This is a genomic window from Peribacillus sp. NPDC076916 (assembly GCF_050269675.1).
Classification (GTDB): Bacteria; Bacillota; Bacilli; order Bacillales; family DSM-1321; genus Peribacillus; species Peribacillus aracenensis.
In genome coordinates, this window is the sequence record NZ_JBNNIU010000003.1 from 641,858 (window position 1) to 655,673 (window position 13,816).

15 protein-coding genes are annotated in these 13,816 nt (G+C 44.2%); 10 read left to right on the plus strand and 5 right to left on the minus strand.

Going from position 1 to position 13,816, the window contains the following annotated elements; translation table 11 throughout:
- Nucleotides 1–17 precede the first annotated feature (17 nt).
- The 4 genes from rpmI (at nt 18) to ACQKFG_RS12690 (ending at nt 1,587) form a co-directional block, all read left to right on the plus strand.
- Nucleotides 18–218 carry a 50S ribosomal protein L35 gene (gene rpmI, locus ACQKFG_RS12675; RefSeq protein ID WP_034309070.1) on the plus strand — a complete coding sequence of 67 codons (201 nt, stop codon included), beginning with the start codon at nt 18–20 and terminating at the stop codon, nt 216–218.
- A 35-nt stretch (nt 219–253) separates the two neighbouring features.
- Complete coding sequence (rplT, locus tag ACQKFG_RS12680; RefSeq protein ID WP_034309067.1) at nt 254–613, plus strand: 50S ribosomal protein L20; 360 nt, start codon at nt 254–256, stop codon at nt 611–613.
- 68 nt (nt 614–681) lie between these two features.
- Nucleotides 682–957 carry a DUF1294 domain-containing protein gene (locus ACQKFG_RS12685; RefSeq protein WP_427559379.1) on the plus strand — a complete coding sequence of 92 codons (276 nt, stop codon included), beginning with the start codon at nt 682–684 and terminating at the stop codon, nt 955–957.
- A 60-nt stretch (nt 958–1,017) separates the two neighbouring features.
- Nucleotides 1,018–1,587, plus strand: coding sequence for a TVP38/TMEM64 family protein (locus ACQKFG_RS12690; protein ID WP_192206022.1), 570 nt, complete (start codon nt 1,018–1,020; stop codon nt 1,585–1,587).
- Nucleotides 1,588–1,641: 54 nt separating this feature from the next.
- On the opposite strand, the gene ACQKFG_RS12695 is transcribed toward ACQKFG_RS12690, so the two are convergent.
- On the minus strand, nt 1,642–2,022 hold the full coding sequence (locus ACQKFG_RS12695) for a sigma-w pathway protein ysdB (protein WP_427559382.1): 381 nt from the start codon (nt 2,020–2,022) through the stop codon (nt 1,642–1,644).
- 109 nt (nt 2,023–2,131) lie between these two features.
- Between ACQKFG_RS12695 and ACQKFG_RS12700 the strand changes: the two genes are divergently transcribed.
- A complete protein-coding gene (locus ACQKFG_RS12700) occupies nt 2,132–2,620 on the plus strand; it encodes a dUTP diphosphatase (protein WP_342614265.1) in 489 nt (162 codons plus the stop codon).
- A 64-nt stretch (nt 2,621–2,684) separates the two neighbouring features.
- Nucleotides 2,685–3,770, plus strand: coding sequence for a M42 family metallopeptidase (locus ACQKFG_RS12705; protein WP_260285379.1), 1,086 nt, complete (start codon nt 2,685–2,687; stop codon nt 3,768–3,770).
- A gap of 56 nt (nt 3,771–3,826) precedes the next feature.
- Here the strand turns inward: ACQKFG_RS12705 and ACQKFG_RS12710 are convergent, their stop codons facing one another.
- From ACQKFG_RS12710 to ACQKFG_RS12725, 4 genes are all read right to left on the minus strand, one after another.
- The gene (locus ACQKFG_RS12710) at nt 3,827–4,531 is read right to left on the minus strand and encodes a LutC/YkgG family protein (RefSeq protein ID WP_349728546.1); all 705 of its coding nucleotides are present in this window, start codon (nt 4,529–4,531) and stop codon (nt 3,827–3,829) included.
- Nucleotides 4,525–5,955, minus strand: a complete 1,431-nt coding sequence (locus tag ACQKFG_RS12715) for a LutB/LldF family L-lactate oxidation iron-sulfur protein (protein ID WP_098370007.1) — start codon at nt 5,953–5,955, stop codon at nt 4,525–4,527. Before ACQKFG_RS12715 ends, ACQKFG_RS12710 begins: the two co-directional genes overlap by 7 nt.
- A 23-nt stretch (nt 5,956–5,978) precedes the next feature.
- Nucleotides 5,979–6,695, minus strand: a complete 717-nt coding sequence (locus ACQKFG_RS12720; RefSeq protein ID WP_427559387.1) for a (Fe-S)-binding protein — start codon at nt 6,693–6,695, stop codon at nt 5,979–5,981.
- 181 nt (nt 6,696–6,876) lie between these two features.
- Nucleotides 6,877–7,608, minus strand: a complete 732-nt coding sequence (locus tag ACQKFG_RS12725; RefSeq protein WP_427559390.1) for a FadR/GntR family transcriptional regulator — start codon at nt 7,606–7,608, stop codon at nt 6,877–6,879.
- Between the two features lie 255 nt (nt 7,609–7,863).
- On the opposite strand from ACQKFG_RS12725, the gene ACQKFG_RS12730 reads away from it, so the two are divergent.
- The 4 genes from ACQKFG_RS12730 (at nt 7,864) to ACQKFG_RS12745 (ending at nt 13,591) form a co-directional block, all read left to right on the plus strand.
- Nucleotides 7,864–9,552 (plus strand): L-lactate permease, encoded by a 1,689-nt coding sequence (locus ACQKFG_RS12730; RefSeq protein WP_427559393.1) that lies wholly within the window; start codon nt 7,864–7,866, stop codon nt 9,550–9,552.
- A 73-nt stretch (nt 9,553–9,625) separates the two neighbouring features.
- Nucleotides 9,626–10,738, plus strand: coding sequence for a PucR family transcriptional regulator (locus ACQKFG_RS12735; protein WP_427559396.1), 1,113 nt, complete (start codon nt 9,626–9,628; stop codon nt 10,736–10,738).
- A 118-nt stretch (nt 10,739–10,856) separates the two neighbouring features.
- On the plus strand, nt 10,857–12,269 hold the full coding sequence (gene glcD, locus ACQKFG_RS12740) for a glycolate oxidase subunit GlcD (RefSeq protein ID WP_427559399.1): 1,413 nt from the start codon (nt 10,857–10,859) through the stop codon (nt 12,267–12,269).
- A complete protein-coding gene (locus tag ACQKFG_RS12745) occupies nt 12,266–13,591 on the plus strand; it encodes a (Fe-S)-binding protein (RefSeq protein WP_427559402.1) in 1,326 nt (441 codons plus the stop codon). The genes glcD and ACQKFG_RS12745 overlap by 4 nt, the downstream gene beginning before the upstream one ends.
- The last annotated feature ends 225 nt before the right edge of the window (nt 13,592–13,816 follow it).

A 13,816-nucleotide genomic window follows, 5' to 3' on the forward strand; every position in this document is an offset into this window, starting at 1 on the left:
ATGAGGAGGAATACCTTATGCCTAAAATGAAAACTCACCGCGGATCTGCTAAACGTTTCAAAAAGACTGGATCCGGCAAACTTAAGCGTTCTAACGCTTACACAAGCCATTTATTTGCTAACAAATCTACTAAGCAAAAGCGTAAGCTTCGCAAAGCTAGCCTTGTAAGCAAAGGTGACTTCAAACGTATTCGTCATATGCTAGACAACATTAAATAAGTTCGATTTATCGAGTTAAATAGGAGGGAAATAACATGCCACGTGTAAAAGGCGGTACTGTTACTCGCAAACGTCGTAAAAAGGTAATAAAATTAGCTAAAGGTTACTATGGCGCGAAACATATTCTTTTCAAAGTAGCTAACCAACAAGTAATGAAGTCAGGAAACTATGCTTTCCGTGACCGTCGTCAAAAGAAACGTGATTTCCGCAAACTTTGGATCACTCGTATCAACGCTGCAGCACGCATCAACGGTCTTTCTTACAGCCGTTTAATGCATGGTCTAAAGCTTGCTGGTATCGAAGTGAACCGCAAAATGCTTGCTGATCTTGCTGTTGCTGACGAACAAGCATTTGCCCAATTAGCAACTGCTGCTAAACAACAATTAGACAAATAAGTCTGACTGATACAGCCACTCTCTTTTCAAGAGGGTGGCTTTTTACATATTTAAAGGAGGGAATGGGAATGCAGGGAGTATGGTTCATTTCTGCTTATATGATCATCACGAACATCATCGGATTTGCCTTAATGGGAATCGATAAAAGGAAAGCGCGTAATGGGGAGTACCGGATCAGCGAAAGGACACTTTGGTTTTGGGCGGTCATAGGCGGGGGGACTGGTTGCTTTTTGGGGATGAAGCAATTCCGCCATAAGACGAAGCATGCCGCTTTTAAGTGGGGCCTGCCCCTATTGATGATTCTTCAGATGGCCTTATTGATCAAGATATTCATTCAATTGTAATATGTAGCCCGTATATTGTATATGCTTGTAGAAGCAGCAAAGAGTAGCTGGAGGGAGAGCATGAATGATAAACTGACACTTGTGATGAGCTACGTTCAATCTGGAAGCGTGTTTGCACCGTTGATTTTTATCACTTTTCATTTATTAAGGCAATTTTTATTCATTCCCGTCATTGTGGTTTGCATGTCTGGCGGAGTATTATTCGGGGCAGCCTTTGGAACCATCTATTCGGTAATCGGTTTGACATTGTCCAGTATGGCCTTTTATTTCGTGATAGGCAAATTTCCGAAAACAAAGGATAGGCTGCTGCGGCTTAAGAATAAGCTGTTTGGAAATCGAAAGCTAAATAGCCGGCAAATTGCAGTACTGAGGCTAATCCCGTTCATACACTTTTACTTACTGTCGCTTTGCTTATTGGAATCCAATAAAGGGCTGAAAAATTATTTTTATCTGTCCTTCATGACCAATCTCCCTGTCGCATTCGTATACACGGTTTTTGGCCACTATATTGCAGATTTCAGCCCAACGCTGATTGTCATCATTTTATTATCCTTAACCTTATTGATATATTTATTGAGGGAGAAGCAAACGGTCGTCCCTTGGAAGGAATTTTTTCGTTCAAATGATTAAAATAGAGCCTTGAGTCCATTTTTCTCAAGGCTCTTCATTACGTTTAATTTTTTTTCATTCCTGTAAAAATTCCTTAACTGGGCTCTTCCAATCAATAACGGCATCTGGATATTGTTTTTTTATGGCTGCCTCGATTTTTAAGAAATCATTTCGCTTCAAGCCTTTCAGGCCGGCCACTTTTTTAGGCCATATGAAGATGGAGATGACCTCGAAGGAGCGTTCCGTCGTCCCTAAATACTTTTCCCCTTCAAACATCACCCCGTTGTACGTCAATAAAAAATTCTTTCGTATATTGGCTGTATCATCGAGCAGAAAGAACTTTTTCTGTTCATGTGCCAGTTCTAATTTTCTTTTCGGATTAAATAGGTATTTGATGACTGTATATATTAAGAAAATGATGATGGCTAAAAGAATGAACCGCATGATCAATATCATGGCGCTGCCTCCTTAAACAGAGTGATACCCTTCATTTACGTATGGGTTTTTAATAAGTTTCATTTATTTGATATAATTTAAGGGAAGTCGATAGAAAGAAGTGATGAAATTGAACATAGGTAAATTAATGGAAATGCAGGCAGCTTTGGATGAGCATATACAATCAAAGCATGATTTGGGTGCTGAAGATTTAGTGGAACGGAAGATACTTGCTCTTTTGGTGGAGCTTGGAGAGCTTGCCAATGAAACAAGATGTTTTAAATTCTGGAGTCTTAAAGGCCCCTCTGATAAAGAAACGATTTTGGCTGAATACGTGGATGGCATTCATTTCATTTTGTCACTAGGAATCGAGCGGGGGTTTGTACCGGAAGTTCCATCCGCCCTCAAGGTGGATCAGGAGGATTTGACGGGTCAATTTACATCTATTTACGGCTACATCAGTGAATTTCGCACACAGTTGACAGAGTCATCTTTCCAAAAGGTTTTTGCTGCGTATTTACATTTAGGTGAGTTGCTTGGATTTTCAGCAGTGGATGTGGAAAAAGCATATGTAAGCAAAAATGAAGTGAATTACGAAAGGCAAAAGCAAGGCTACTGATTGTTAATGCAATCGGTTTTCTGTATAATTATTCTCGTAATGTAAATTATAGGGAGGTATGGGGATGGCTAAATTGGATGAAACGTTAAGGATGCTTGCTGACTTAACGGATGCTAAAGGCATCGCAGGAAATGAAAGTGAAGTAAGAAAAGTGATGACCGAATACATAACACCATTTGCGGATGAAATATCGACAGATGGCCTGGGAAGTTTGATTGCCAAGAAAACGGGTGATGAAAACGGACCGAAAATCATCGTTACCGGGCATATGGACGAGGTAGGTTTCATGATCACCCAAATTGATGATAAAGGATTTTTGCGTTTTCAGCCGGTAGGGGGTTGGTGGTCACAAGTAATGCTGGCCCAGCGCGTGACGATCGTTACAAGTAAAGGTGATCTAACTGGAATTATCGGTTCCAAGCCGCCGCACATCCTGTCAGCGGAGGCGCGGAAGAAGCCGGTTGATATTAAGGATATGTTTATTGATATCGGTGCATCCAGCAAAGAAGAGGTTAAGGAATGGGGCGTCAAGCCAGGGGATATGGTTGTGCCATATTTTGAATTCACGGTCATGAATAATGAAAAGATGCTGCTCGCCAAAGCCTGGGACAATCGAATTGGCTGTGCAATCGCAATTGATGTGCTTAAACAGCTGAAAGACAGCGACCATCCTAATGTAGTTTATGGAATTGGCGCTGTGCAAGAAGAGGTCGGCCTGCGTGGCTCCAAAACATCCACATTCAAAATTCAGCCGGATATCGGTTTTGCCGTCGATGTTGGCATTGCTGGCGATACACCGGGGGTTTCCGAAAAAGAAGCGATGAGTAAGATGGGGGAAGGCCCGCAAATCGTCATCTATGATTCATCGATGGTGGCACATAAGGGATTACGCGATTTCGTCACCGACACGGCTGATGAAATGAATATTCCTTATCAATATGAATCGATTCCTGGCGGCGGGACGGATGCCGGCTCCATCCATTTAACGGCAAATGGAGTTCCTGCACTGGCTATCACGATTGCCACACGCTACATTCATTCACACGCAGCAATGCTTCACCGGGATGATTATGAGAATGCAGTTAAGCTCATTGTCGAAGTGATCAAACGCCTCGATCGTGAAGCGGTTGATCGGATCATTTACGAGTAATATAGAAATAAAGAAAATGGAGAGGCCTAATCAGGTCCTCTCCATTTTCTTTATTTCTATTTATCTTCGACGATTATATAGACCGCTTTGATGGGACCATGGACGCCGACGACAAGGTCCATTTCGATATCAGCCGAATTGCTCGGCCCCGTTATGAAGTTGATGCAGGAAGGAACGACTTCGCCCCGGGTAACTTTTGAACGGATGGCCGCTGCAGCCTGTGTCATTCGTGGAACGATGGTGCTTTTTGGAATGATGGAAACATGGCAGGAAGGAAGGAAGCTGATGGACCGGCCATGGTCCTTGTCGCTGAACAAGACGACGGTAGCTGATTCTGCTAGTGTCATCTCACTGAATGTGATTCCGATGTTAGCACTTTCCGCTTTTTCGACATTTTCTTTCCCGGCTTGGTGATCCCATATATGGACATCTTTTTCCTGCAAGATACCCTCCAATCCATAGTCGGAAAATCGATCGTCCTTAGGGATGATCACGGGTCCGTTACCAAGTTCCTCGATCACCTGTTTTAAACAATGCATCACTTGCTTGGAGTCGGTAACGTGAAACTGAGTATGCACCCGTTTACATTGCTCCTTCAATTCCGCGACAAGGTCATTTGGTGTCGCATGTTTCAAAACTTCTTTTTGGGGTGCGTGCTTCCATTCAGGAACGGAGATGCCTTCCGTAATAGGAGCCCTTCCAAGATTTTTGGCTATATTGTTTAAAAATGTCCCTTCATTATGGATGGTTCCAATCATGATGGTTTCCCTCCTTTTTCCCGATTTTTGAACCAGTCCCGAAAGCTCTCTTTCCCTGGAGCAGGGAACTCGCGGCTTTCTGTCCAAGTTTTGAGTGGTCCCGGACCTTTCGAGATGATATCCCCTGTTTTAAAAGGAGACATCGCGGATGGGGCCATTTTGGAGCCGAACTTATAAAGCATAGGCGAGGCCGCACCGATTCCGAAGGCTTTCATGGCCATCTTTTCTGAAAATGGCGCCATTTTTTCCTTTTCAACGATGACCTCACGATGCTTCCTCAGTAAGTCATGGAGAGGAATCTTAACCGGGCAGGCATCTGTACAGGCTGCACAAAGAGTGGAGGCATATGGCAGTTCCTTGAAATCATCATATCCCCCGAGTAAGGGTGATAGCACAGCACCGATTGGTCCCGGATATATTGAACCATATGAATGACCGCCGACCTGGCGGTAAACCGGGCAGACATTTATACAGGCAGCACATCGGATGCATTGAAGAACGGATTGAAACTCAGTTCCTAAAATGGAGGAGCGTCCATTGTCTACGATCACAAGGTGAAATTCCTCGGGTCCGTCTACATCGCCTTCATCACGCGGCCCGGTAAGTGCGGTGATGTAGCTGGTCAACCTTTGGCCGACAGCGCTTCTTGTCAATAAGCTGACAAGGACTTCGAATTCATCGAATGTAGGCACAAGCCGTTCCATTCCCATCACGGTGATTTGCGTTTTCGGGAGGGCAGTGACCAAATCGGCATTTCCTTCATTCGTCACCAAACCGATCGAGCCCGTTTCCGCAATGGCAAAATTACAGCCGGTAATGCCCACATCGGCGCTTAAGAAATCTTTCCGCAGAATGCCCCGCACATGGGCGGTAAGCTCTTCCGGTTTTTCGGTTTGCGTATATGCAAGTTTTTCTTTAAAAACATCCCTAATCTGCTCCTTATTTTTATGGAGAGCAGGTGCGACGATATGGGAAGGTGGGTCATGATCATCCACTTGTAAAATATATTCACCAAGGTCCGTTTCAACGACATCGAGTCCAACTGCTTCAAGAGTTGCATTCAAATTGATCTCTTCCGTGACCATCGATTTGGATTTCACGACCTTTTTGGCGTTCTTTTTTACAATGACATCCTTAATGTAGCCGCTTGCTTCTTCAGCGGTTTCAGCGAAGAAGACATGACCGCCCCTTTTCGAAACGTTTTCTGCAAGCTGGTGCAAATAGAAATCAAGGTTACTAAGCACATGCTGCCGGATTTCTTCCCCAAGGGAACGCCAATCCTCCCAGCTTCCCAATTCATCAACGGCAGTCAGTCGCCGCCCGTGTAATCGTTCTTGGGCACTTGATACGGCCAATCGCATAAAATCATTATGTATTCCTTCATCCACCCGGTCTTTAAACTTGGCAGAACTGGTTTTCATAGCCATTAGTTTTTCCCTCCTCGCTTTCTTTAAATACTGTTCAGGACTTCCGCAATATGAAGCACTTTCACCGGTTGCCCCTTCCTTTGGATCCGTCCGCCGATATTCATCAAACATCCGGCATCCCCGCCAATTAAGAAATCGGCTTCGGTAGCTTCAATATTGCAGACTTTCTCCTCGACCATTTGTCCGGAAATGTCACCCATCTTAACTGAAAAGGTCCCCCCGAACCCGCAGCAGTTTTGGGCATCGGGAAGTGGTGTCATTTCCAGCCCCCTGACATGGCTTAACAAAATGGCAGGTGCTTCCTTCACCTTAAGCAGCCGTGTCATATGGCATGAAGTATGATAAGTGGCCTTTCCCTTAAAGGTCGCCCCGACATCGGTCACTTTTAGGACATCCACGATGAATTGGGTCAATTCATATGTTTTTGCCGCTAATGATTCCGCACTCTTTTCCCATTGGGCATCGCCTTTGAATAGGACCGGATATTCTTTGAACATCGCTGCGCAGGAACCGGAAGGGGTGACGATGTATTCAGCATCCGCGAACGATTTAATCATCTTTTTCATGGCTTCCTTCGATTCCTTCGTATACCCGCTATTATATGCGGGCTGTCCGCAGCATATCTGGGACTCCGGGAAATCGATTTCACAGCCTAATCTCTCGAGTAGCTCCACTGTCGCTTTGCCGACATTGGATTGAAACAAATCCACTAAACATGTTGCAAAGAGAGTAACTTTCAATTTGAACTCCTCCTTTTTCAAATAGGTTAACAGGTCATCTGATGACCAGTAAATGGAAAAAGGAAATGGTTTATGAGAATATACCAATTTCCAAGATTTTTTAAATGAAGTAATCGTTTTCAAAATAATATATCAATTTAATCCTTTTTTGTATAGGGTATTTTTGAAATTTTAAGGAAGATCAACTATGCTTTTGCTGATTTTTTTGGATGACCCGATCCAATGCTTCCTCGACGCTTTGAAGGTGAAATAGCATGGCACTGCGGGCTTCGTCTTCATCCTGTGCCACGATTGCATCATGGATCCTGGCATGCTGCTGGTAAAGCCGCTTAAGTGTCATCTCTTCTGAATAAAGCGCTATCCGGCGGATATCACGCATCTTTTCCGTCATTAATTCTGAAACGTGGTTCATCAATGTAATCAGCAGCTCATTTTGTGATGCGTTTGCCACTGCAACATGGAAGGCGATATCTGCTTTATCACTGAGTTCTTCATCGTCGGATACCTTTTCCATATTAAAAAGACTTTCCTTGAGTTCGCTCAGGTTCTCTTCCGTTCTCATCTTCGCTGCCACTTCTGCCGTACCGGACTCAAGTATTTTCCGGACTTCCAGTAAATGCTTGATATTGTCTTGATCCATCAAAAGGGCGGCAGACAAGGGATGGTTCATGATGGTGGGGTCGAAGGTTTTGACGAATGTTCCTTCACCTTGTTTTATTTCAATAAGACCCATTGAACTTAATGCACTTAATGCTTCGCGGATCGCCGGACGCCCGACTTGGAAATTTTCCGCAAGCTGCTGAATGGAATCCAATTGTTCACCTGGTTTCAGGCTGCCTGACCGAATCATTTCATAAAGTTCATCGCTGACTTCTTCATAAATTTTTTTCGGTTTTATTTTTTTATATGCCAAGTAGTAGCACCTCTATTTTCTATGAGTTTCTCTGGTTAATATTATATAACACAAATGTTCTTTGACACTTCCAGAAGGTTAAAAAAATCAACAAAAAATAAAAAAAATCTTGATTTTATATTTTTAATCATTTAATTTTAATGAGTACTCATCAAGTCATCTGATGACTTGGAATTTTCAAATATGTAAGGGGTTTCAATTAGCAGTTGAATTCTGAATTTTTTAAAAAATTTATAGAAAATGGAGTCGAAATGAATGACATGGACACAAAACTTTACGCCGATCACCGATAATTTAGTGTTATCATCTCTTGCCGCACTCATTCCAATTCTTTACTTTTTCTGGGCGCTTACCATCAAACGTATGAAAGGTTACATGGCAGGTATAACCACGTTGCTTGTAGCTCTTGCAGTGGCTGTATTGATATATGGAATGCCTGCAGGAAAAGCAGTGATGTCCGCTTCACAAGGAGCCGTATATGGGCTGCTGCCAATCGGATGGATAATCATCACTTCCGTATTTTTGTACAAAATGACTGTTAAAAGCGGACAATTCAATATCATTCGTTCTTCCGTGCTTTCGCTTACGGAAGACCGCCGTCTCCAGGCACTATTGGTGGCATTTTCTTTCGGGGCCTTTTTAGAAGGTGCCGCGGGATTTGGGGCACCGGTTGCCATTTCTGCCGCGCTTTTGGTCGGTCTTGGATTTAACCCGCTATATGCAGCCGGGATTTGCTTGATCGCGAATACCGCTCCGGTAGCATTCGGGGCGGTTGGAATACCGATCATCGCCATGGAAGGCCCAACTGGCATAGCCGCCATGGAGATTTCAAAAATGGTCGGCCGCCAATTGCCATTCCTTTCGGCTTTCATTCCGCTATATCTCATTTTAATCATGACTGGGTGGAAAAGGTCGCTTGAAGTCTTGCCGGCAATATTGGTTTCCGGATTTTCCTTTGCCATCACACAGTACTTAAGTTCAAATTTTCTTGGGCCGGAATTACCGGACATCCTTTCCGCGTTAGTGTCACTATTTGCATTGGCGATTTTCCTGAAATTCTGGAAACCTAAAACGATCTTTCGCTTTGCATCCGAGGAAACGGCTGCAGCTGTCGAACCTTTAACTACAGCCGAAGCGGAAACAAAATACACGAAATGGCAGATTTTTCATGCTTGGTCACCATTCCTTCTGTTAACGCTTTTCATAACAATCTGGGGGATGAACCCAATTAAACCGGCGCTCTCCGGACATTATGAAGGCAACAATGCATTGCTTGGCGGAATCAATGAAATCGGGAAACTATTAACCTTCCAAATCGAAGTCCCAGGTCTGCATAATGCGATAATCGGAAGCGATGGATTGCCGATTGCGGCTTTCTATAAAATAGAACTGCTCGGAGCAGCCGGGACTGCGATTTTACTGGCTGCCATCGTAACGAAGTTCATCGCACACATGTCTGCAAAAGACGTTTATAGCACCTTTGTTGAGGCGATGAAAGAGTTGGCAAAACCAATCTTGATGATTTCTGCCGTGGTGGCTTTTGCCTATGTAACGAATGCTTCAGGCATGTCGACCACATTAGGGATGACCCTTGCAAAATCGGGTGATTTATTTCCGTTTTTCGCACCGGTTCTTGGCTGGCTGGGTGTGTTCATTACCGGCTCGGATACATCAGCCAACCTCTTATTTGGCAGTCTGCAAAAAGTGACCGCACTTAAAGTGGGGATGGAGCCGGTCTTGGCACTTGGGGCGAACTCCTCCGGAGGGGTCACCGGAAAGATGATTTCCCCCCAATCGATAGCGATTGCATGTGCTGCCGTTGGATTGGCGGGCAGGGAATCGGAATTATTGAGATTCACGCTCAAACATAGTTTGTTTTTATTGCTGCTTGTTTGTGTGATTACCTTCTTGCAAAATGGCGTCCTTTCCTGGATGATTCCATAAGTAGAATGAGGCTCCCTTTTCATAGGGGAGCCTCGAAATATTTTCAAGGCCAATCAAAAAAGGAGGACATATCATGCAATTGACAGCTGTGGCAGGAAAATTGGTTCATGAGGTTAGGAAACTGATTGATGAGGAAATCATCATTATTGATCATGCTGGAACGATTATCGCCAGCACCGATAATAGCCGTATTGGAGCTTATCATGAAGGAGCTATCCACGCTTTCAAAAATCGTGAGAAATTGATCATCAATAAACAGGATGAACGAAGTTGGAAAGGCGTGAAGGCAGGTATAAATCTACCTATTTTCTTCAACCAGGAAGCAGTTTGTGTGATTGGCATTACAGGCGACCCCAAACATGTTTCCCCCTATGCGGAACTTTTAAAAAAGATGACGGAGATGTTCATTCAGGAAAGCTATCATATCGAACAAGCAGAATCCCAATCACGTCTGATGGAATTCTTTGTATTTGAATGGCATCAGCTGCAGACGTTCAATGAGCTTTTCCTTCAGAAGGCCAAGTTGCTTGGGGTCGATGTTCATGCAGACCGGATCATCACCCTTGGTGAATTTAAGACTGAGGAAATCATTGAACCTCATGTGTGGAGAACGCTTCAGATATACGTAGGACAGCAGCACCCCAATGACATCGCAGTCCGATGGGGGAGGAATCAATTCATCATTCTTTCTATAGCCGATTTCATCGGTTCAAAAATCCAGCAATTAAAGAAATTAAGTAAACTCCAAAAAAAGCTGGAAGAGAGCTCGGGTTATAAAGTGTGTGCAGGAGTTAGTTCGCGTGCATCGGGATCCGCTTTCAGGTCAGCGTTTTTTAAAGCGGAACGTTCTTTGAAAATCGCGCTTCCTTCATCGGGAATCATATTTGACGAGGACTTGAAGCTTGAGGTCCTGCTTGATGAAGTTACCGCTGAAACAAGACAGGAATATTTATCCCGGACGATTCAGGAGTTGCTTCCTAATGAGGAGCTGCTTAAAACCCTTTCCATGTATTTTGCATGTGATTTATCCTTAAAGGAGACCGCTAGAGCCCTGCATATCCATATCAATACCCTCCATTACAGGCTCAAGCGCATAGAAGATTTGACCTGCCTGAATCCCAGGAAGCTAGACGATTTAGTCACTATGTATCTAGCATTAAGTATATTGGATAAACATACAAATTAATTCTATGGAAAGCTCTAAATTCTATATGTTCATACATAGATGATTGAGTGTTTTCTTTCTTATACTTACATCATATAAAAAATCTCGAATTTCCTATGTTTATATGAGGAGGATGTACATGTTAACAAAACAGGTTAAGCAGCTACTTCTTACCATCGTCGGTCAGGAGAATTTCGATGACTCGAAAGTGGAATGCCTAGTCTATTCATATGATGCAACACCAGGGTTTCAAGCGATGCCTGATGCTGTCATTAAACCGGGCTGCACAGCTGAAGTCGCAGCCATCGTCAAAGTTTGCAACGAATACCATGTTCCGATCGTTCCACGCGGGTCTGGGACGAATTTAAGCGGAGGCACTTGCCCGACAGAGGGGGGGCTTGTCCTTTTATTCAATCGAATGAATTCATTACTTGAAGTAGATGAGGAGAACTTGACGGCGACCGTACAGCCTGGGCTTATCACATTGGACTTGATTTCAGCAGTTGAAGAGAAGGGATTATTTTATCCGCCGGATCCCAGTTCGATGAAAATCTCCACTATTGGCGGAAACATTAATGAGAACTCTGGTGGACTGCGAGGATTAAAGTACGGAGTCACCCGTGATTATGTCATCGGGCTAGAATTGGTCCTTCCGAATGGGGACATCATTCGAACAGGGGGCAAGCTTGCCAAAGATGTAGCCGGATATGATTTAACGAAACTTTTTGTCGGGTCAGAAGGGACCTTGGGCATCGTTACGGAAGCGATCTTAAAGCTGATCCCAATGCCTGAAACGACAAAGACGATGCTTGCCTTATATCAAGATCTGGATGCCGCAGCCCAGTCAGTGGCTAAAATCATTTCAAATAAAATCATTCCTGTTACATTGGAATTTCTGGATCGGCCGACGTTGATCGTGGTTGAGGACTTCGCGAAAATCGGTTTGCCCACCAATGTGGAAGCCGTCCTGCTGATTGAACAAGATGGTCCGAGTGAAGTAGTGGAACGCGATATGAAAAGGATGGCCGATATCTGTCTACAGGAAAAGGCGGTTTCCGTGGAAATTGCCGAAACGGAATCTGACGCTGCCGCCTTGAAAACCGCAAGACGGACAGCCCTCTCTGCACTGGCACGCCTCAAGCCGACGACCATTTTGGAAGATGCCACCGTTCCACGGTCGGAAATTGCCAAGATGGTCAAAGCGATTAATGAGATCGCTGTCAAGCATAACGTGGACATTTGCACTTTCGGCCATGCTGGGGATGGGAACCTGCATCCAACGTGCATTACCGACGCTCGTGATCATGACGAAATGGAGAGAGTGGAGCTCGCTTTTGCCGACATTTTTGCCGCGGCTATCGACCTTGGCGGGACGATTACCGGTGAACATGGTGTAGGGGCGATGAAGGCCCCTTATCTTGAATGGAAGCTGAAGAAAGAAGGGATTGATGCCATGAGAGCGATTAAACAAGCTTTCGATCCCAATAACATCATGAATCCCGGCAAAGTATTTGCCAAAGAAACCAGGAAAAGGGTGGTGGTTTCTTCATGACCACAGTTCAAGAAAGGGAAACCATCGCCATGCAATTCGCTGAAAAAATGAACGAAGATGAATTGTTGAATTGTATGCGCTGCGGCTTTTGCTTACCCCACTGCCCGACATACATGGAATCGGGGCTGAAGGAATCCCATTCACCAAGGGGCCGGATTGCACTTATGAAAGCGGTGGCGGATGGTGTGATTGAGCCCGATGAAGATGTAGAACGTTCATTGAGCCTTTGCCTCGGCTGCAGGGCTTGTGAACCTGTGTGTCCTTCAGGTGTGAAATATGGGCATCTTCTTGAAGAAGCAAGGGATATCATCCATCAGAATAAAAAGCACAGTTACCCTGTAAAAACGATCCGTAATGCCGTTTTTAGTGGATTATTCCCGCATCAGGAGCGAATGCAGGCCATGACGAGTTTGCTTGGCTTCTATCAGAGATCAGGTCTGCAATACATGGCCCGAAAAACGGGAGTCCTCAACATGCTTCCGAATAATTTGGCAACCATGGAAAAGGTGCTGCCGAAAGTCCCGAAAAAATCAGAAATGAAAAATAGGCCAACCGGGCTGCCTGCAATCGGAACGCCGCTCAAAAAGGTGGCTTTTTTTTCCGGCTGCTTGATGGATACGATGTTTTTGGAAACGAACAAGGCCACACTAAAGCTTCTTCAGCTGGCCGGATGTGAAATCGTGATTCCGAAATCCCAGGCATGTTGCGGGGCGCTGCATGGGCACAGTGGTGAAAAAGCAGGTGCAAAGCAACTGGCCAAGCGTAATATAGAAGCTTTTGAAGCGGAGGAAGTTGATTATATCATTACGAATGCAGGCGGCTGTGGAGCTTTTCTCATAGATTATGACCATTTGCTCCAAGGCGAATCGGAATGGCATAACCGTGCAATCGCATTTAAAAATAAGTTGAAAGATATAAGTCAGATTCTTGTTGATTTGCGTTTTCAGGAAAAAGTTCGCTTGAAACTGCCGGCTCAATCGGTCACTTTTCAGGATTCCTGTCACTTACGGAATGTTATGAACACCTCCTTGGCTCCGCGAATTCTCCTTCAATCGATAGAAGGGATTGATTTCAGGGAAATGAAGGATGCCGATCGATGCTGCGGCTCCGCTGGGATTTATAATATTGTTGAATCAGAGATGTCCATGAATATTCTCGACTCCAAAATGGAGCACACGAAAACGACACAGGCCGATATTGTTGTCACGGCAAACCCGGGCTGTCTATTACAAATGCAATTGGGGATTGAGAGGGAAAACTTGGGGGAATGTACGAAAGCGGTGCATATTGCAGACCTGCTAATAAAGGCTGTGGCTTTATAATAGAAGAAAAGAAAAATGAAATAGCATTATTTGGTTAACATTACATTTTTATAAATGGGGAAACCCTTGAAAAGGCTGGATTTCAATTGAAAAAGTGTTCTGTGCTGAGAACGAATTGTAAATGATATAACAAAAATGAAATATTGATTCCTCGTTTACATAGGTTCATAGCGGGTAGAGTTTATACATAGCATCCACTAATCGAAACAACAAAACCTAAGGAGG

What these genes read in the sequence shown, in the direction of transcription:
- ACQKFG_RS12685 (WP_427559379.1), top strand. Translation starts at nt 682, where the DNA reads ATGCAGGGAGTATGGTTCATTTCTGCTTATATGATCATCACGAACATC.
- ACQKFG_RS12745 (WP_427559402.1), top strand. Translation starts at nt 12,266, where the DNA reads ATGACCACAGTTCAAGAAAGGGAAACCATCGCCATGCAATTCGCTGAA.
- ACQKFG_RS12730 (WP_427559393.1), top strand. Translation starts at nt 7,864, where the DNA reads ATGACATGGACACAAAACTTTACGCCGATCACCGATAATTTAGTGTTA.
- rplT (WP_034309067.1), top strand. Translation starts at nt 254, where the DNA reads ATGCCACGTGTAAAAGGCGGTACTGTTACTCGCAAACGTCGTAAAAAG.
- glcD (WP_427559399.1), top strand. Translation starts at nt 10,857, where the DNA reads ATGTTAACAAAACAGGTTAAGCAGCTACTTCTTACCATCGTCGGTCAG.
- ACQKFG_RS12705 (WP_260285379.1), top strand. Translation starts at nt 2,685, where the DNA reads ATGGCTAAATTGGATGAAACGTTAAGGATGCTTGCTGACTTAACGGAT.
- ACQKFG_RS12695 (WP_427559382.1), bottom strand. Translation starts at nt 2,022, where the DNA reads ATGATATTGATCATGCGGTTCATTCTTTTAGCCATCATCATTTTCTTA.
- rpmI (WP_034309070.1), top strand. Translation starts at nt 18, where the DNA reads ATGCCTAAAATGAAAACTCACCGCGGATCTGCTAAACGTTTCAAAAAG.
- ACQKFG_RS12735 (WP_427559396.1), top strand. Translation starts at nt 9,626, where the DNA reads ATGCAATTGACAGCTGTGGCAGGAAAATTGGTTCATGAGGTTAGGAAA.
- ACQKFG_RS12715 (WP_098370007.1), bottom strand. Translation starts at nt 5,955, where the DNA reads ATGGCTATGAAAACCAGTTCTGCCAAGTTTAAAGACCGGGTGGATGAA.
- ACQKFG_RS12690 (WP_192206022.1), top strand. Translation starts at nt 1,018, where the DNA reads ATGAATGATAAACTGACACTTGTGATGAGCTACGTTCAATCTGGAAGC.